Below are 17,272 nucleotides of genomic sequence, written 5' to 3' on the forward strand. Positions count from 1 at the left end.
GACCGCCCGGAGCTGGCGTCGCGTTCGCCAAAATTCACTACAGCACTCTATGTTTGCGGCGGAGAAAAAGGCGTGACTCATAGATATTCCGCTCTGTCACTGCTGCGTGAGGGGCTCGCCGGACAGACGGGTTGGGATCCGGCCTGGCACGACGCAGTTCCTAAAGAGCGCTATGACGCCATCGTCATCGGTGGCGGCGGACACGGCCTCGCAACCGCCTATTACCTCGCCAAAAACCATGGGATCACCAATGTCGCGCTAATCGAGCGTGGCTGGATCGGCGGCGGAAACACCGGCCGCAACACGACGATCATCCGGTCCAACTATTTCTTCCCGGAGACGGCCCGTTTCTTCGAGTTCTCTCTAAAACTTTACGAGGCACTTTCGAAAGATCTCAACTACAATATCATGTTCTCGCAGCGCGGCATGTGGATGCTCGGGCACGACCGGCACGGCATGGAAATGCTTCGGCGCTCGGCGAACGCGATGCGGCTCAATGGCATCGACGCCGAGCTCCACGATGAGGCCACGGTCCGCGCCACGATCCCCGGGCTCAACACGTCGCCGCGCTTTCCCATCCTCGGCGGATTGAACCAGCCGCGGGCAGGGTCGGCACGGCATGACGCGGTCGCCTGGGGCTATGCGCGCGCGGCTTCGACGCTCGGCGTCGACATCATCCAGAATTGCGAGGTTGAATCGTTCCTCATCGAGAATGGCTATATGCGCGGCGTGCAGACCAATCGCGGGATGATCCGCAGCGAAACCGTCGGTATGGCAGTAGCGGGTCATTCGACCACCCTTGCCGCCAAGGCCGGCGTCCGGCTACCGATCAGTTCTTACGCGCTTCAGGCTTTCGTGTCCGAACCGGTCAAACCGTGCCTCGACACGGTCCTCCTGTCGCCGGCGACGGGAACCTACCTTAGCCAGTCGGACAAGGGCGAACTCGTCATCGGCGCCGGGCTCGACCTCTATCTCTCCTATGCGCAGCGGGGCAACCTGCCTTGGATGGAGCGCGCAGCCGCAGGCGTGATCGAATTGTTTCCCGCCTTCTCGCGCATGCGGTTCCTCCGGCAGTGGGCGGGGATCTGCGACATCGTGCATGATTCCACGCCGATTATCGGCGCCACCGACCTTGGCGGCTTCTATGTGAATTGCGGCTGGGGGACGGGCGGCTTCAAGGCCATTCCGGCAGGCGGCTGGTGCCTCGCCCATGCGATGGCGACCGGCACCTCGCACCCGCTCGCCAAGGCGTTCGGTCTCGACCGCTTCCGGACCGGCGCTCTGATCGACGAAGCCTCGGCCTCCGGCATCGCGCACTGAGAGGATAATCCATGCTGCTGATCGACTGTCCCTATTGCGGCCCGCGCGCCGAAACCGAATTCCGTTGCGGTGGCGAAAGCCATATTGCGCGCCCCGGCCCACATGCTGAGGTCAGCGTCGATGCCTGGGCCGATTATCTCTTCTATCGCACCAATCCCAAGGGCGAGCACCGCGAGCGCTGGCTCCATGCCGCGGGGTGCGGCCAATGGTTCAACATTCTGCGCGATACGGTGACGCACCGGATCGGCGGCGTCTATCTCATGGGCGAGCCCGGACCTCCGGAGACGGCGCAATGACGGGGCTGCGATCCTCCCGAGCGAACGCGATCGATACCGCCAAGTCGATTTCCTTCACCTTTGAGGGCAAGCGCTACCGCGGTCACCCGGGCGACACGCTCGCCTCGGCGCTCCTTGCCAACGGCGTCGGGGTAGTCGGGCGGAGCTTCAAATATCACCGACCCCGCGGTCTGCTTGCGGCGGGACCCGAAGAGCCGAACGCGATCGTCCAGCTTGAAGAGGGTGCCGTCAGCATTCCCAATCTGAAGGCAACCCAGATCGAGCTCTACGAAGGTCTCGTCGCGGCGCCCGTCAATGCCTGGCCCAGCCTCGCGTTCGACCTGATGGCCGTGAACGGACTGTTCAAGCGGTTCATTCCCGCCGCCTTCTACTACAAGACCTTCATTTGGCCTTCGTGGCACCTGTTCGAGCCCTCGATCCGCAAGGCCGCAGGTCTCGGCGAGGCGCCAACGGGCGCGGACCCCGACAGCTACGAACATCGTTATGCCCATGTCGATACGCTGATTATCGGGTCGGGCGCCGCTGGACTAGCCGCAGCGGAAGCCGCCGCGGCGCTCCCCGGCAACGACCGCGTCGCGCTCGTCGAGGCCGACTTCGAGTTCGGCGGAGGGCTCCTTTCGGATGCCGGACCAGTCGAAGGTCTCGCACCGCTCGCCTGGCGCAACGCGGCGCTCGAACGCCTCCGCGCGATGCCGAACATGTTGCTGCTCAACCGGACGATGGCATTCGGCTTCTATGATCACGGGCTGGTAGCTTTGAGCGAACGGCTCACCGATCATCTGCCGCCGGCGGAGCGATCCGGCCCCCGGCAACGCCTGTGGAAGGTGCGCTGCCGCAAGGTCATCCTTGCGACGGGTGCTTTCGAGCGCCCCATTCCCTTTGCAGGAAACGACCTGCCGGGCGTTATGCTCGCGTCTGCCGCGCAGACCTATGCACGCCGCTACGGCGCCGTACCCGGCCGCCGCATCATCCTGTGCACCAATAACGATGGCGCCTATCAGGCGGCGTTCGCCCTTCTCGACGCCGGCTGCAAGGTCGAAGCGATCGTCGACACGCGCAGCGCAGCCGGCGTCGCAGCCCGCAAGGCGGCGGATCGCGGCATCGAGGTCATTCTGGGTGGCGCGCCGCATGCGGCGAAGGGCCGCAAGTCCGTTCGCGGCCTGAAGGTCGCGCTCGGCCGGGGCGGGTTTATCGGTCTCAAATGCGATGCGATCCTGACCTCGGACGGCTGGAATCCGGCCGTGCATCTGCACTCGCAGTCGGGCGGGTCGCTTCGCTACGACGATGCGCTGAAGGCCTTCCTTCCCTCCGCGATGGCCCAGGACGCCATCAGCGTCGGCGCGGCGGCGGGGATATTCGATCGTGCAAGCGCCATTCCGGCAGCAAGAGCTGCGGCTCGGGGCGAAACGGTTCCGCAGCCTCCGGCAGAGCCGGTCGGCCCGACGCCGCGCCTTGCCGACGGCGACGCCGGCGCGCGCACCGCCTGGCTGGATTTCCAGAATGATGTGACCGTGGGGGACGTCCAGCTCGCCGCCCGCGAGAATTTCCGTTCGGTCGAGCATCTAAAGCGCTACACGACGCTCGGGATGGCGTCCGACCAAGGCAAGACTTCGAACGTCTCGGGTATTCACGTGCTGTCCGGCCTTCTGGACAAGCCGGCACCGATGATCGGCACGACCAAGTTCCGTCCGCCGTTCGACCCTGTGACGATCGGCGCTTTCGCAGGAAGCCGGGTCGGAGCCGATCTGGGGCCGCTCGCGCAACTGCCCTCGCACGCGGCGCAACTCACGCTCGGGGCCAAGATGGAGCAATATGGCGCTTGGCTGCGTCCAGCCTTTCTGCCCAAGGCAGGCGAATGCGAACAGCAGGCAATCGCGCGCGAGGTCACGGCCGTTCGCCGGACGGCCGGACTGTTCGACGCCTCCCCGCTCGGCAAGATCGAGGTCAAGGGTCCCGACGCCGCCGAATTCCTGCAGCGCATGTACGTCGGGGGCATGCGGACGCTGAAGGTCGGCCAATGCCGTTACGGCCTGATGCTGAGCGAGCATGGCATCGTCTATGACGACGGCGTCCTCGCACGCAGGGGCGAGAATCATTTCCTCGTGGGCACGACGAGCGGGCATGCGGCGGCCGTGACCGAGACTTTCCACGAATGGCTGCAGTGTGAATGGCCCCACCTGCGCGTCCTTGTCGAGAATGTCACGACCGGTTGGGCCGTGATGAATATCGCCGGACCCGATGCCCGCACCATTCTCGCCGCGATCGGAACCGACGTCGACCTTTCGGCTGACGCCTTCCCACACATGCACTATCGCTCCGGTACCATCGCCGGCGTGCCGACCCGGATCCAGCGCGTGAGTTTCACCGGCGAACTCTCCTACGAGGTCGCGGTGCCGACGCGTTATGGCGCGGCGCTTTGGGACGCCTTCATGGAGACGGGCCGCCCGCACGACATCACGCCGTTCGGTGTCGAAGCGCTGATGGCGATGCGCATCGAGAAGGGCTTTCTTCATGTAGGCTCGGACACCGACGGGACGACCTATCCGCAGGATCTCGGTTTCGGCAGTGCCATCGCCAACAAGAAGGACGACTTCGTCGGCCGCAGGTCGATCATGCGCGCCGACGGCCTGCGCGACGACCGCCGCCAGCTCGTCGGGCTCGAGGTCGCCGACGGCGGGCCGGCGCTCCCCGTGGGTGCGCATGTGCTGCCGCGTGAGGCCGTGGTCGCGGAGGGCACCCAAGGCTGGGTGACATCCTCCGTGCAGTCGCCGACCCTCGGGCGTCCGCTGGCCATGGCTCTCATCGAGCGAGGAACCGAGCGAATGGGCGAGATCGTGAAAATCTGGGATCTGGGTAGCTGGCGAGAGGCACGGATTGCCAATCCGCGCTTCTATGATCCGGCAGGAGAGCGTCTCCATGGATGAGACGTCAAAAAACCCCGCACTACGGCTCGCGGATCCAGCGGTGGAAGACGTCCGCGACGACGGCTTCAGCCTGCGCGTCGACCGGGATCTCGGCATCGCCAAGCTGCGTATGGTTCCAGCAGACAGCGATGCGAGTTTTCTCTCGGTTGCAGGCTTTGCGCCCCCCGGCACCGGACGCGAGATTGTGTGCGGAGCGCTCGCCTTTGCTTGGCTCGCCCCCGGCGAATGGCTGATCACCGGCACGCCGGCGGCCGTCGCCACCTGGCTTGAAGATGCGAACGACATCGGCGGCGATGATATACTGGCCATCGACTTCACCCATGCGCGGGTCGCCTTCGAACTGGTCGGCAGCAATGCCCGATCGGCGCTGGCCGCCCACTGTCCGCTCGACCTTTGGCCCGAGGCTTTTCCGGTCGGGGCGGTTGCGCGTACGCTGATCGGCGACACCGTCATGTTCATTGCACGCCTCGAAGACGAGGCCCGCGCCCCCCGTTTCCGCATTATCGTCGACCAGACGGTGGCGCCCTATGTCCGCCGCCTCTTCGCCAGCGCGGACCAGCTTTAGGAGTTCAACTCGTGAACGGTAATTTCGTATTGCGCTTCCGTTCGCCCGATCGCCCCGGAATCCTCGCAGAGGTCGCGCCGCTGCTCGCAGCCCAAGGCTGCGACATTCGTTCGGCGGAGGTTTATGGCGACGACGAAACGAACCGCTTCTTTTGCCGAATGGAATTGACTAGCCCGATTGGCAGCGATGCGCTCGCGCAGGTGATCGAGCCCGCGGCGAGCGTACTGAAGCTCGACTGGCAGCTTGAGGATCTCGGACGCAAGCAGCGCGTGCTGATCGCGGTGTCGAAGTTCGGACACTGCCTCGTCGATCTTGTCCACAAGCAGGAAATCGGACAGCTCCCTATCGAGATCGTCGGGGTGGTGTCCAATCACGAAACGATGCGCGAATTCACCGAGTGGCATGGTCTTGCATACCATCATCTGCCGATGATCGAAGGCAAGCAGGCGCAGGAGGCTCGGTTCCTGTCGGTAATCGAGGACACGCGCGCCGAGCTTATGGTGCTCGCCCGCTACATGCAGATTCTCTCGGACAGCTTTTCAGAGGCGCTCGCAGGACGGTGCATCAACATCCATCACAGCTTCCTGCCAAGCTTCAAAGGCGCAAAGCCCTATCATCAAGCCCACGCCCGCGGCGTGAAGCTTATCGGGGCGACCGCCCACTTCGTCACTCCGGACCTCGACGAGGGACCGATCATCGAGCAGGACGTGCGCCGCGTCAGCCATGCTACCTCGCCCGACGAGATGGTCGCAATCGGCCGCGAGATCGAGGCATCGGTGCTGAGCCGAGCAGTTCGCTGGCATGCCGAACACCGCATCTTCCTCAACGGCAGCAGATCCGTCGTTCTGTAACGCTGCCCCCGGCTAAGCCCGGCTGAGCTGCAGCAGCGTGCCGCCGAGGTCGCTTTCTTCGCTGGGCGAGAGGGAGACTAGCGATGCCAAAATTCGCGCGCTGTAGGCAGTATCACTGCGCACAGCAGGCAGCGAGGCTCATCTCGCCCGACTTTCAGGTCAATCGATCGCAAATGCCCAGTTGGTTGCAAAAAGGCTCGCCGCAGCTCACGAAAAACTCGCGCATTATGCCGGTATCCTCCGAGTATAAGGACAGAATATTATCGGATTTCAAATTCTTATAATAAGTCGCAGCGATCTGCCGCCCCAGCCAGCCGGTGCGGATTCCCAGCCAAAATCGGGATCAAATATCTGATATCTATGACTAATTAATCTTGGCCAGTCGCCAGGGTGCTGCTGATTGTGCGTCAGAGTGTGCCAATGAGCTGGCCGGAAAGGTCAGATATGGCTTCTCTCCAGAATTATCGGCGCGGCCACCCCCACGGCGCATGTCTGCTCTTTACGATCGCCGCCCCAAAGCGGCCAGTCTGCAAGCGGCCAGAGTCGGCGGTCTCGGCGACTGGCGTGACGGCTGGTGCCTCCAATGGCAGTAATGGGGTGGATTGCTAAACGACCGGTTTTGAAGAATCATCGCCTGATACTGGAGGCGTCTTGAGGTAGCTAATGGCAAGTCGGCAAAAGGTTACTCGTGCCTTCCTCTGGCTCGCCGTCCTTGCCGGGGGGCCGCTACTGGGTGCGAAATTATTCGATCTACTGGTCTTGGCGGGTGCGTGGGCCGCGTCTCCGCCCGCGTCGCTTGCCATGATGCCCTATGGCAAAGCATGGCCCGTCGATACCGGCGCCTTCTTTATCCCGCTTTCCGCCGCAATGCTGATCGCAGGGTTCGGTACACTTACTGCCGGATGGCGCACCCCATGGCACTACCGCTGGATGCTATGTCTCCCCTCGATCGGCATCTTGCTCCTGCTTATACTGACCGTGGTGGCGTTCTGGCCGATGAACGCAGCATTATATTATCATGGTGTTCATTCGCCGAAGGACACGATTACTGACGCTCAATCGATTGTCATGACCAAGCAATGGATCGCCTTGGATTGGTTGCGCGTCGCAGGCGCAGCCGTCGCCTTCGTTGCACCGTTGCGAGCGCTGACATTACCTTGGCCTGAGGAGCTCGCACCACAAGACCCACTCATTGTGCGAACAATGCTGGCTATTACCTTGGCCGGCGTGGGAGCGTTTGCCATATGGTTCGTGTCAAACTTGTGACAAAGCTGTCGTCGCAAGCTGTGACAGTCCACCTCGCGCGTAGAACGTCTGCTTCCCTCGGGTGACCGTCTTGAGGCTGCCAGTTCTAAACCGGCCATTAAGGCTTGTGGTGCCTCGCGATTTCCTCACTCGTCAGCCGAAGAAATCGTGCCGCATTATTGTAGAAAATGTTTCTCTTCTGCTGGTCGTCCAGGAAGGGAGCGTCTTCGATTACGCGAACCGACGCGTCGATGACGCCAGGCCAGATCATTTGGTCCGAGCCGAACATGATCCGATCGCCATATCCCGCTTCGACGAGCTCGCGCAGGAAGCCATAAAAGGCAGGGGGGGGCTCCGTGTAGACGATCGAGCCGATGTCGACATAGACCTGCGGGTAGCTGAACAGGAGCGCGCGCGTCCGTTCGGCCATGGGATAACCGGCGTGCATTACAGACACGCGCAATTTTGGATGCTGGATCAGTACAGGTTCGAGCAGCAAGGGATCGCCGAGCGCAGCGCGATATTTGCCTTTGGCGTAGGGTTGACCGGGCTCACCGGGGCCAAGATGGATCGCGACCGGAACATCCAGCTCTTCTGCGAACTCCCATAGCGGCTCCAAGCGCGGATCGTCGGGCGAGACACCTTCATATTGCGCCATGATCTCGCCGATGACGCGAAATTTTCCTTTTGCGTAGAGGGCACGTAGCTGGTCGATCGACCGCACGCCGATATGATCCGATCCCCTTGTTCCCGGTAGCCGGTAGTCGACGGCTTTTATGATCCGCATTGGTGCGGCGTCGGCCCACGTGCCCACCATTTCCGGCTCGCCGCTGACGACGCCGATGATGTTCAGCCGCTCGATCGCAGCGATCGTGTCGCGCATGACCTGTTCGTTCGTGGTTGCGGGGAGAACCGGATTCGAACAAGGCGGTCCATCGAACGTCATGCCCTCGTAGACGCCTTTCGAGTTGTCCGACCTCGGCATGACTTCGAATGGCGTGCACATTGGCGGCGGATTTGCACCGGCATAGTCCGCGGCGCGGGCATGAAGATGCATGTCGATGATCGGCTCTCTGTCCGCCTTGGCCAGAGCTGGGGCTGGTAACAGTCCGGCAATCAAAAGAAGCAGGCGCATCGGTACGTCCCTTACTGGCGTCATCCTCGGCTTCGCCAAGATGAAGCACGCGAGGCGGTCCTCTGTCGACCGTTACATCGACAGGAATGGGCGGCCGGGAGCGTCCGTTACGAGAAATCGCTGACAGAAAGCAGACTGGCCCATACCGGCCAAACGGCGCCGCAAGAAACGCAGTTCGTTCGATGACGGCGAAATGCCGTCGCGCTATATCTGGAAAATCGGAGGCGGCGAGCAGCGAAGCTTATAGCGCACCGTTACACAGCGGCATCAAAACAGCGTTGCGACTGGGCGAGCAACACGTGTGCATGCCAATTCAAACCATGATTTCGCGTATCCGGTGCGCGAGCGCGTCCATCGCAAAAGGCTTGGTAATGAGCGCCATGTTAGGCGCGAGCCTCCCGCTTCCGATGACAGCATTCTCCGCATAGCCCGTGATGAAAAGAATTTTCAGGCTAGGGCAAAGGCTGAGAGCGGCATCGGCTATCTGCCGTCCGTTCATGCCGCCGGGAAGACCGACGTCGGTGATCAGGAGATCGATGGCCTCCTTCTCCCGCAGAATCCGCATCGCGCTCGGCCCGTCGAACGCCTCGAGAACCTGATAGCCCAATTCCTCGGCCACTTCGGCGACGAGCATGCGGATCGTCGGCTCGTCGTCGACGACCAGCACATTGCCGCGTGCCGGCCCGGCGCCATCGATCGACGTTGGCGCGGGCGGATCGGGATCGACCGTGTCGGGCTCCTCAGCGCTCATGTAGCGTGGGAGATAAACGCACATGGTCGTTCCCATCCCGACCTCGCTGTAGATACGAACCTGTCCCCCCGATTGACGCGCAAACCCGTAAATCATCGACAGGCCGAGGCCTGTTCCTTCGCCAAGCGGCTTGGTCGTAAAGAAGGGATCGAAAGCGCGCGCGGCGACCTCGTCGGTCATGCCCGTCCCGGTGTCGGTCACGCAGAGAGACACATATTGGCCGGGTTCGAGATCGCGCTCCCTTGCGCCTCGTCCGTCGAGCCATTTGTTGGCCGTCTCGATCGTGATCCGTCCGCCTTCGGGCATCGCGTCGCGCGCGTTGATGCACAGGTTAAGAATGGCATTCTCGAGCTGGTTGGTGTCCACCAGCGTTGTCCACAATCCCGCCTTGCCGACTGTCTCCACCGTGATCGAGGGACCCACCGTTCGGCGCACCAATTCCTCGATGTCGAAGATCAGCCGGTTCACGTCGCACGGCTTGGGATCGAGCGTCTGACGGCGCGAGAAGGCGAGTAGGCGGTGCGTGAGCGCAGCGGCGCGCCGGACCGCGCCCTGCGCGGCGACAGAATATTTGTCGATTTCGGCGACGCGCCCCTGAGCGATGCGGATCTGCATCATTTCGAGCGACCCCGAAATGCCGGTCAGCAGATTATTGAAGTCATGCGCGATGCCGCCTGTGAGCTGGCCGACAGCTTCCATTTTCTGAGACTGCCGGAGCGCCTCTTCGGCACGGTCACGCTCTGCTGCGGTCTCTTTGACCTCTTCGACCAGCCGCATGCGCTCCTGTTGAAGCTGGCGCTCTACCGCTTTGCGCGCCGATACATCGAGCATTGCGCCCACCATCCGGATCGGCGCGCCATCCTCACCGCGAATGACATAGCCCCTGTCGAGGACGTCGGCGTAGCTGCCGTCCGCACGGCGAAAGCGATACTCGTCAGTCCAGTCGCTCGCGCCTCCGTCGATCACATGATGGATACTCGCATCGATCCGCGCGCGGTCTTCAGCGTGGATCTGCCCAAGCCACCATTCGCCGGTGGGCACGACGTCGTCGGGACCGTGGCCGTAAGCGCTTTCGAGAGCGGCGTTCCACGTCACATGATTGGTCCGAAAATCCCAGTCCCAGATCGCATCGTTCGTCGCGCGTCCGGCGAGACGAAGGCGCTCCTCGACCTCGCGCAGCTTTGCGCTGGCCTCGCGGTCGCGCGTGACGTCCTGCACGGTGCCGATGAGCCGAACAGGCTCTCGGCCGTCGAAAAAGGCGAGGCCTTGGGCACGGATGTGACGAAGAACCCCGTCTTCGATGCCGACCGTGCGATACTCGACATCGAACCGGTGACTTCCATCGGGATCGAGAGCCGCAGCGACGGCGCGGTTCGCGCGCTCGCGATCATCGGGGTGAAGGCCGGCGAGAAATGCGCTTTCGTAGCTGACCGGAACTCCCGGTGACATCCCGAAGAGCGCACGGCACCGGTCATCCCAGGATAGACTCATCTCGCGCGGGCGGTAGTCGTAACGACCAAGCTCGGCGGCGCGTGTCGCGAGCTCGAGTTCCTCGCGACTGGCCTTGAGCGCCGCGTCGCTGCGCGCACGATCGACCGCCTCGCGAATGCGAAGCGCGACATCTTCGACGAGCGCGATTTCGCCCGTCGTCCATGCGTGCGGCGCGTCCTTTTCTACGTAAAGCACCGATTCCAGCACGCCTTCGCGTGTCATGGGACAGAGAATCTGTGCCACAATGTCGTGCCGCGAATGGTCAGCGGATTTGTGCCCCGTCGTGACTACGGTGTCACCTTGGGCGAGCTCGCCGTTCGTCGCCCCCTGCAATCGTGAAACCTCGCCGCTGCGCGACGCGCCGTCTTTCGTCCATTCAGAGGCGATTCTCATGCCGGCCTCGCCGGCGTTCGAAGCGAAGCCGCACCGTGTCGCGCCGAGATGAGTGCCGAGCCGCGTGGCCGCTGCCGCGAGGATCGCCACGGGGTCCGCGAGATCGCGCAGCTCTGTAAGCAGAGCGAGTTGAAATGCCTGACGCTCGAGCAATTCCTCGCGGCTTAGCTGATCGGATCGTGGCATGCGTCTCCCGTTCGCATGGGACGATCCGCCACCGTGGCCGACCCTTGACAATTTCCCCGCGGATGAACGTTATAGGGACGATTTCGTTCCGGTAAGAGCCACGCCACTTTGCAACAAAATCCGCACGGGGGCGTATGGGGTATCACGATGAGCCGCCCGCTAAGCGGGCGAAATGGAGGCTGTTGACCGCGTGACAGATCATGAGGAGCTCGACGCCGGAGCGAGCGGGACCGAACCTTCGGCTGGGGCCACTCTTGGCGATCATCGACGCGAAACCACGCTGACCCATTCTGGCCTCGACGAGCGAAGCAATATCTTCTTCGCCGCAATCGAGATGACCAGGATGCCGATGATCCTGACCGATCCGAACATTGCCGATAATCCGATCGTCTTTGCGAACAAGGCCTTCCTCGATCTGACCGGCTATGAAGAGACCGAGGTTCTCGGGCGGAACTGCCGTTTCCTGCAAGGGCCGCAAACCGATCGCGAGCTTGTCGCGGACCTCCGGTCTGCCGTCGCGAACCGCCAGTCGATCGCCCTCGAGATATTGAACTACAAGCGCGATGGGACGCCGTTCTGGAATGCGGTCTTTATCGGACCGGTCTATGACACTGGCGGAAAGCTTCTGCATTTCTTCGCAAGCCAGCTCGATGTGACGCGGCGGCGAGAGAGCGAACAGGCGTCGCAGCAGGCCCAAAAGATGGAGGCAATCGGTCAGCTCACCGCCGGGCTCGCGCATGATTTCAACAATCTGCTTCAGGTCGTGAACGGTAATCTCGAATTGCTCGGGACCCGGATCGAGGATGAGAAACAACGAAGCTATCTAGCGCGTGCGCGCGGGGCAGCGGAGCGCGGCGCCAAACTCACGGGCCAGCTCCTCGCGTTTGCGCGCAAGACGAGGTTGACGCCCAGGGCTGTCGATGTGAACGATTGCATCAACGGCTTCGCCGACATGCTTGAGGCTTCGCTCGGCGGCCGTATCGAACTGCACCTGTCGCTCCGGCGCGGCCTTCCAAAGGCGGTCGTCGATCCCGAGCAGCTCGAAATGGCGATCCTCAATATTGCGCTAAACGCGCGCGACGCGATGCCGGGAGGCGGCGTCCTGACGATTGCAACGGCGAAGGTTCATCTGAACGGCGATGCACCGGCCCGGGGACTCTCTCCGGGTGACTATATCTCGGTCGAGCTCGTCGACGAGGGCGAAGGCATGGCGCAGCATGTGATCGCGCGGGCGGTGGAGCCGTTTTTCACGACCAAGGCTACCGGGAAGGGGACAGGGCTGGGCCTTGCGATGGCGAGCGGCTTCGTTCTGCAATCGCGGGGGCGGCTCGAAATCGAAAGCGAGGTCGGCAAGGGAACCACCGTACGCATTCTTTTCCCCGTCTCGACATCTGACGATGCCGAACTGCCGGTTGCGGGTCCAAAAAAGTCAGTCGAACGCGGCGAGGCCCATATTCTCTTGGTCGAAGACGATGCCGAAGTCCGCGCGCTGGCGCGCGAAAATCTCGAGGATGCTGGTTATCGCGTAACGGTCGCCGAGAATGGTGACGCGGGTCTCGTAGCGCTTGAGCATCTGCTTGCCACAGACATGGTGGATCTTGTGTTCACCGACCTGGTGATGCCCGGAAACCTGGATGGCATTGCGCTCGCGGAAGCAGTCCGGCGGCTCGCGCCCCAAGTGCCGGTGTTGATGACAACGGGCTATAACGAGGACTTAGTCGTCGAAGGACCACTTCGCAGCGAGCGTGACGTGCTGGGCAAACCCTATCGCCGGGCCGACCTGCTCGATCGCATCGCACAGGCGCTGGCGCACAGGGATGAAAATTCTGCTCGGCGACGCCCGTCTGACTTCGGTGCTGCCGAGGAATGATCGTTTCAATCGCCCGGTGGGTAAACGGCCTGTTGCACTTCAGAAACCAAGCCCCCGGTCTCGGTCAATGCCTCAACGGCTGACGTTGCGACCTCGCACCCAAGCGCACTTGCAGTGTCGCACCTATAAATCGTCCCGACCGCGGGACCGTCGCTGACCACTCTCGCCATGGAGGCCGGAGCTGCAATCTGCCGCAACCCACCTAATGGCAGCTCTTTGCATTCTGATGCCATCAGCAGACTGTCTCCGGTCGGCCACAACGAACGATTTGCCGAAAAAGAACACCCGCCCGATCGAAATCGGACGGGCGTAAGATAAAGAGCTGAGTTTCCTGAAAGGAAGAGCTCTCTTGGGTCGCATGGCGCGCCTAGCTTCGCTGGTAGACCTGATATTGTACCGCGACGCCAAAAAGGGAGCAGCTCTCGCGCCTCAGGGCTTGACCGCAACCGGAAGACGGAATGGTGCGCCAAGCCTGTTGAAGGCGTTCATCGCCGCAATCGCGATCGTCAGGTCCACGAGGTCTTTCGGCTCGAATGCCTCGGCTGCTGCTGAATAGGCCTCGTCGGAAGCGTGGGTCTCGCTGACACGCGTGACTTCCTCCGCCCAGGCCAAAGCCGCGCGATATTGGTCTGGGAACAGATGCGGGACTTCATGCCACACCGGAAGCAGCGCGATCTTGTCGATCGGCATGGTCTTGAGAAGGTCCCGGGTATGCAGATCGATGCAGTGAGCGCATCCGTTGATCTGCGAGACGCGGAGGAAGACGAGGTGAATCAGTTCTTCAGGCAGGGCCGTGCTGGTGGTGACATAATGGTGCACACCGTAGAGCGCCTTCGCTCCAGCGGGAGCCACTTCGGACCAATTCAACCGGTTCATCTGATCTTCCCTTCTTCCTGAGCCAAAATCGGCGTCACCATGCCTGACGAGCGGGATTCTTCCGCTGTGACATCCCGCGCAAAAAATGCCGGTGGACCGAATGCTGTCGAATGGGATCGGAAGAAAGGTCCGAGATTGATCTAGCGCAGTGTACCGATCAGGCCGCGCCAAGAAACGATGGGCCACGGCATTGTCGTACTGCGACGGAATGTCCGCATATCTGGAATTGGAGTTGAAAGCCGCCCGACCCAATCGGCCATTCCAATCGCCAACCGGCAAGCGCCAAAAAAGACGCCCGCGCGGCCGAAACCGTGCGGGCGTCAGATGAAGATCTCGGTTTCCTGAAAGGACGAGGTCTCCTGGGTCGCACGGCGCAGATAATGTCGAGGGCCGGGTAATTATTGTACCGCTGCGCCAAAAGAGCTGCCCTGGCGCGCATTGGACGTCGACCACCGGTTGCTTCAGATAGGAACCGTTCGGTAGGCAATCGGCCGCTCATGCGGTTTGTTCAGCCGGTGTTCGGCTGCGCGCCGCTACGTCCGGTGCCTGATTGAAGGAGACGGGTCATGAAAGAATATATCGCCGCTGCGGTCCTCGCTGCGCTCGCCGTTCCCGCCGGCCCGGCGCTGGCGGATCCGCCGCCCTGGGCGCCGGCGCACGGCAAGCGCGCCAAGGATCGTGGCCTCTATGACGGATATGGGCGCTATTACGAGCCTCGCCGCATTTCGCACAATGATCGCATTTGGCGCAGCAAGGATGGCCGCTACCACTGCCGCCGCGAGAATGGCACGACCGGATTGATCATTGGCGCCGCCGTCGGTGCGCTCGTCGGGCGCGAACTCGATGGCGGGCGTGATCGCACGGTCGGCACGATCATCGGCGCAGCCGGCGGCGGGCTGCTCGGGCGGGCTATCGATCGCGGTGAACTGAAATGCCGCTGATGTAAAAGGACGGCGCGAGAGGGACCAGTCTGCTCGCGCCGTCCCCTTGGACACCGCACGCAGTGGGGGTGCGGGCGGTGACGAAAAATCTATTCGACGGTCTGATCCCGCAGGCGACGTGCCTTCGTCACGCGCAGCCCGGCTATGCCCGCCCGGTCGATAGTGCGGCGCCACGATTCCAGTTCTTCGCCGCTGAGGCGGTATCTTGCACAGGCGTCGGCCAGCCCGATCAGTCCGCCATCGATTGCGGCAAGCAACTCCGCCTTGCGGCGCGCGACCCAATAATCTGCCGTCGGTGATGGCAGATCGTCGATTGTCAACGGTCCGACCGGTCCGGCGACCGACGTCGGCCTTGTCGTGAATTCGAGCACTGCGAACTCTCCAGTCGCTCGGCTGTTGCCTTTGTGTGCCCCCCGCAAACGAGAATGCGGTTTTGAGGTTACCAAATAGTTAAAAGCGGGTTGGCAGCGTCCAGCCGATCGCCTGCACTTGGATGAGGTTTCGAGTCAATTGAACGGCGGAGTCGGAAGAGCAGTGGGCAATTCCTGCCTAGATGGCCGCTATTGCGAGGCGGCGCAAAATGCGGCAGCCTCTATTCGGCAAGAGGGGGAAACAAATGAGAAATGCGAGTATATTGGCGTTGGCGCTCGTGGCAGCACCTGCTCAGGCTCAGACGGTGCCGGATCTGCCGGCGAACCCGGTCAAGGCGATCGACGGCGAGTGGTATGGTGTCGACCACAAGATCAAGCTGTCGGTCGCAAATGGCGTGGTGACGATTGTGGAGAATGAGACTGCTGATCTCCACCTCAAAAAGATCACTGCGCCCGCGGGAACCGTTATCGCTCGCATCACCGGCGTGGAATCCACGGGCCCCAAATCGGCGCGGTTCGTCGGCCAATGTCTCGAATTGATCGACACATCGCGTTCGGACACCATAGCCTGTCCTGGGCACGCTTTCGTGCAGTCGGCAGCCTATGGCGGCAAGCCTGGATTGATGATCAATTTCTGGACCGCCGCTTTCCTTCGCAAGGACAATATTCCCGAATATCAATGGCAATATCGGAAGTGATTGACGAAGGAGCCGGGCCTAATTGCTGCGCCGCAAAACGAAGCCGCTGACGTGGATCCGACCTGATAGTTGTCCGGTTCTCGACGCAGAACAGGCGCGGACCAGCGTGCTCCGATGAAGGGTTTCCGATTTGTGTTTCGCCGGTCGGGATGCGAGAACCGGGCGCGGGCAAGCGAGCCAGCGCAGCGCGAAGATGGGGGTTTGGTGATGAAATTGGATGCGCCGCGGCCGCGCGGGCAAGGGGCTAACCCAATCAGGATTAAGGCGAAGCGCGTTTCGCATTGCCGGGATATCATCGCTGCGTTTCTGCTTGCGGCCGCCGGTCCCTCCGCGGCAATCGGCGCTTCCGTGCCGCCAGCCGGTGACGGCAGCCAGGCCGACAGGGATGCTGCTGTCGCTCGAATTGCAGCGCAAGCGATCGACGCAGGTCACCCCGCCGAAGCGGCGGGCATTCTCGAAACGCTGGTGGCTCCGCGCCATCACATGCTCGCGATTTTGCCCGATTGGCATCGCGATCTGGCGCGCGCTTACGCCGCGCTCGGCCTGATCGACGGCGCCGCAGGACAGTATCGGCTCGCCTTGGCCGTCGCGCCCGACAACGAAGCGGTCTCTCTTGGCGACGAGCTTGCGGCGATCCTTGCCAAGGAAGGGAGCGCAGACATCGTGCCGGACACGCTGGGGCCGAACGGCGCCAAATATTTCGATCTCCATTGGGTGGACCGCGGCAACGGGACGCTCGATTTCGCGGCCGCCTTCATGCTGCCGCAGGACGATGCCGACGGCGCGGCGTTTACGACGGCGACCTATCGTGCCGACTGCCTTACGCTCAAGTCGCAGCTGCTCGGGGGCGCCGCCTTCTCGAGTTCAGGCGCGAAGCTGCGGTCGTTCGGCGAGGGTGAGGCCGCGAAGCCGGCTAACGACCTTGCAGACCATAGTCTGAGAATGATCTGCCGTCGCGATCCGGCGCAGCAGGTGAAGCATGTGGCCGCAATCGACGGCCGCACGCTGCTCGCGCGCTACCGCGCGCAACGCGCGCAGCGGACCGCTTGGGCGCCATCCGGCAGCGAGAGCGGCGCCCACGAGGCCGTCTGCCGCGCGCATGTGGAAATGTTCGTCGGCCAGCTCGCCGCCGAGGGACAGGTATCGGGGCCGAGCTGGCAGGTGCGCGACTGGTGGAACATCCGGACGGAGGATTTCTCCGAGGAACGCCGCGCCGCGGCCACGTCGGCGGTCACGGCGCTCGCTCGCGCCGATCCGGGCGCCGCACGCGCTTTCCAGCAGGCCTGCGTGCAAGAAGCGCTGACGGGCGGAGCCGTACCCGGAATGTAGCCGTCCGCCGCTGCCGAGCTTGCACATATC

14 protein-coding genes are annotated in these 17,272 nt (G+C 62.6%); 10 read left to right on the plus strand and 4 right to left on the minus strand.

Annotated features, from left to right (window positions below):
• The first annotated feature begins 72 nt into the window (after positions 1–72).
• From BWQ93_RS02350 to BWQ93_RS02375, 6 genes are all read left to right on the plus strand, one after another.
• A complete protein-coding gene (locus BWQ93_RS02350; protein WP_077029124.1) occupies positions 73–1,320 on the plus strand; it encodes a sarcosine oxidase subunit beta family protein in 1,248 nt (415 codons plus the stop codon).
• A gap of 11 nt (positions 1,321–1,331) precedes the next feature.
• Positions 1,332–1,616, plus strand: coding sequence for a sarcosine oxidase subunit delta (locus tag BWQ93_RS02355; protein WP_077029125.1), 285 nt, complete (start codon positions 1,332–1,334; stop codon positions 1,614–1,616).
• The gene (locus BWQ93_RS02360) at positions 1,613–4,540 is read left to right on the plus strand and encodes a sarcosine oxidase subunit alpha family protein (protein ID WP_077029126.1); all 2,928 of its coding nucleotides are present in this window, start codon (positions 1,613–1,615) and stop codon (positions 4,538–4,540) included. Before BWQ93_RS02355 ends, BWQ93_RS02360 begins: the two co-directional genes overlap by 4 nt.
• Positions 4,509–5,105, plus strand: coding sequence for a sarcosine oxidase subunit gamma (locus BWQ93_RS02365; RefSeq protein ID WP_083720540.1), 597 nt, complete (start codon positions 4,509–4,511; stop codon positions 5,103–5,105). The genes BWQ93_RS02360 and BWQ93_RS02365 overlap by 32 nt, the downstream gene beginning before the upstream one ends.
• Positions 5,106–5,116: 11 nt before the next feature.
• Positions 5,117–5,956, plus strand: coding sequence for a formyltetrahydrofolate deformylase (gene purU, locus BWQ93_RS02370; protein ID WP_077029128.1), 840 nt, complete (start codon positions 5,117–5,119; stop codon positions 5,954–5,956).
• Positions 5,957–6,619: 663 nt separating this feature from the next.
• Positions 6,620–7,222: a DUF1772 domain-containing protein gene (locus tag BWQ93_RS02375; protein ID WP_077029129.1), complete on the plus strand. Its 603-nt coding sequence runs from the start codon at positions 6,620–6,622 to the stop codon at positions 7,220–7,222.
• Positions 7,223–7,319: 97 nt separating this feature from the next.
• Here the strand turns inward: BWQ93_RS02375 and BWQ93_RS02380 are convergent, their stop codons facing one another.
• Both BWQ93_RS02380 and BWQ93_RS02385 read right to left on the minus strand, forming a co-directional pair.
• Entirely contained in the window at positions 7,320–8,336 is a 1,017-nt protein-coding gene (locus BWQ93_RS02380) for an amidohydrolase family protein (RefSeq protein ID WP_156878104.1), read from the minus strand.
• A 313-nt stretch (positions 8,337–8,649) separates the two neighbouring features.
• Complete coding sequence (locus BWQ93_RS02385; RefSeq protein ID WP_077029131.1) at positions 8,650–11,157, minus strand: hybrid sensor histidine kinase/response regulator; 2,508 nt, start codon at positions 11,155–11,157, stop codon at positions 8,650–8,652.
• 172 nt (positions 11,158–11,329) lie between these two features.
• On the opposite strand from BWQ93_RS02385, the gene BWQ93_RS02390 reads away from it, so the two are divergent.
• Positions 11,330–13,027 (plus strand): histidine kinase famiy protein, encoded by a 1,698-nt coding sequence (locus tag BWQ93_RS02390; protein WP_077029132.1) that lies wholly within the window; start codon positions 11,330–11,332, stop codon positions 13,025–13,027.
• A 429-nt stretch (positions 13,028–13,456) separates the two neighbouring features.
• On the opposite strand, the gene BWQ93_RS02395 is transcribed toward BWQ93_RS02390, so the two are convergent.
• The gene (locus BWQ93_RS02395) at positions 13,457–13,903 is read right to left on the minus strand and encodes a carboxymuconolactone decarboxylase family protein (RefSeq protein ID WP_056350192.1); all 447 of its coding nucleotides are present in this window, start codon (positions 13,901–13,903) and stop codon (positions 13,457–13,459) included.
• Between the two features lie 566 nt (positions 13,904–14,469).
• On the opposite strand from BWQ93_RS02395, the gene BWQ93_RS02400 reads away from it, so the two are divergent.
• Positions 14,470–14,844, plus strand: coding sequence for a glycine zipper 2TM domain-containing protein (locus BWQ93_RS02400; RefSeq protein ID WP_056350194.1), 375 nt, complete (start codon positions 14,470–14,472; stop codon positions 14,842–14,844).
• Between the two features lie 89 nt (positions 14,845–14,933).
• On the opposite strand, the gene sciP is transcribed toward BWQ93_RS02400, so the two are convergent.
• Positions 14,934–15,215: a CtrA inhibitor SciP gene (gene sciP / locus BWQ93_RS02405; protein WP_077029133.1), complete on the minus strand. Its 282-nt coding sequence runs from the start codon at positions 15,213–15,215 to the stop codon at positions 14,934–14,936.
• A 182-nt stretch (positions 15,216–15,397) separates the two neighbouring features.
• On the opposite strand from sciP, the gene BWQ93_RS02410 reads away from it, so the two are divergent.
• Positions 15,398–15,913 (plus strand): hypothetical protein, encoded by a 516-nt coding sequence (locus tag BWQ93_RS02410; protein ID WP_198040455.1) that lies wholly within the window; start codon positions 15,398–15,400, stop codon positions 15,911–15,913.
• Positions 15,914–16,120: 207 nt separating this feature from the next.
• On the plus strand, positions 16,121–17,242 hold the full coding sequence (locus BWQ93_RS21205) for a hypothetical protein (RefSeq protein WP_232314708.1): 1,122 nt from the start codon (positions 16,121–16,123) through the stop codon (positions 17,240–17,242).
• Positions 17,243–17,272 lie beyond the last annotated feature (30 nt).

The sequence above is a fragment of the Sphingopyxis sp. QXT-31 genome, assembly GCF_001984035.1.
Classification (GTDB): Bacteria; Pseudomonadota; Alphaproteobacteria; order Sphingomonadales; family Sphingomonadaceae; genus Sphingopyxis.

Coding starts and splice junctions, on each gene's coding strand:
- BWQ93_RS02410 (WP_198040455.1), top strand. CDS start 15,398: ATGGCCGCTATTGCGAGGCGGCGCAAAATGCGGCAGCCTCTATTCGGC.
- BWQ93_RS02390 (WP_077029132.1), top strand. CDS start 11,330: ATGGAGGCTGTTGACCGCGTGACAGATCATGAGGAGCTCGACGCCGGA.
- BWQ93_RS02400 (WP_056350194.1), top strand. CDS start 14,470: ATGAAAGAATATATCGCCGCTGCGGTCCTCGCTGCGCTCGCCGTTCCC.
- BWQ93_RS02360 (WP_077029126.1), top strand. CDS start 1,613: ATGACGGGGCTGCGATCCTCCCGAGCGAACGCGATCGATACCGCCAAG.
- BWQ93_RS02375 (WP_077029129.1), top strand. CDS start 6,620: ATGGCAAGTCGGCAAAAGGTTACTCGTGCCTTCCTCTGGCTCGCCGTC.
- BWQ93_RS02385 (WP_077029131.1), bottom strand. CDS start 11,157: ATGCCACGATCCGATCAGCTAAGCCGCGAGGAATTGCTCGAGCGTCAG.
- BWQ93_RS02355 (WP_077029125.1), top strand. CDS start 1,332: ATGCTGCTGATCGACTGTCCCTATTGCGGCCCGCGCGCCGAAACCGAA.
- BWQ93_RS02380 (WP_156878104.1), bottom strand. CDS start 8,336: ATGCGCCTGCTTCTTTTGATTGCCGGACTGTTACCAGCCCCAGCTCTG.
- BWQ93_RS02395 (WP_056350192.1), bottom strand. CDS start 13,903: ATGAACCGGTTGAATTGGTCCGAAGTGGCTCCCGCTGGAGCGAAGGCG.
- BWQ93_RS21205 (WP_232314708.1), top strand. CDS start 16,121: ATGAAATTGGATGCGCCGCGGCCGCGCGGGCAAGGGGCTAACCCAATC.
- BWQ93_RS02365 (WP_083720540.1), top strand. CDS start 4,509: ATGATCCGGCAGGAGAGCGTCTCCATGGATGAGACGTCAAAAAACCCC.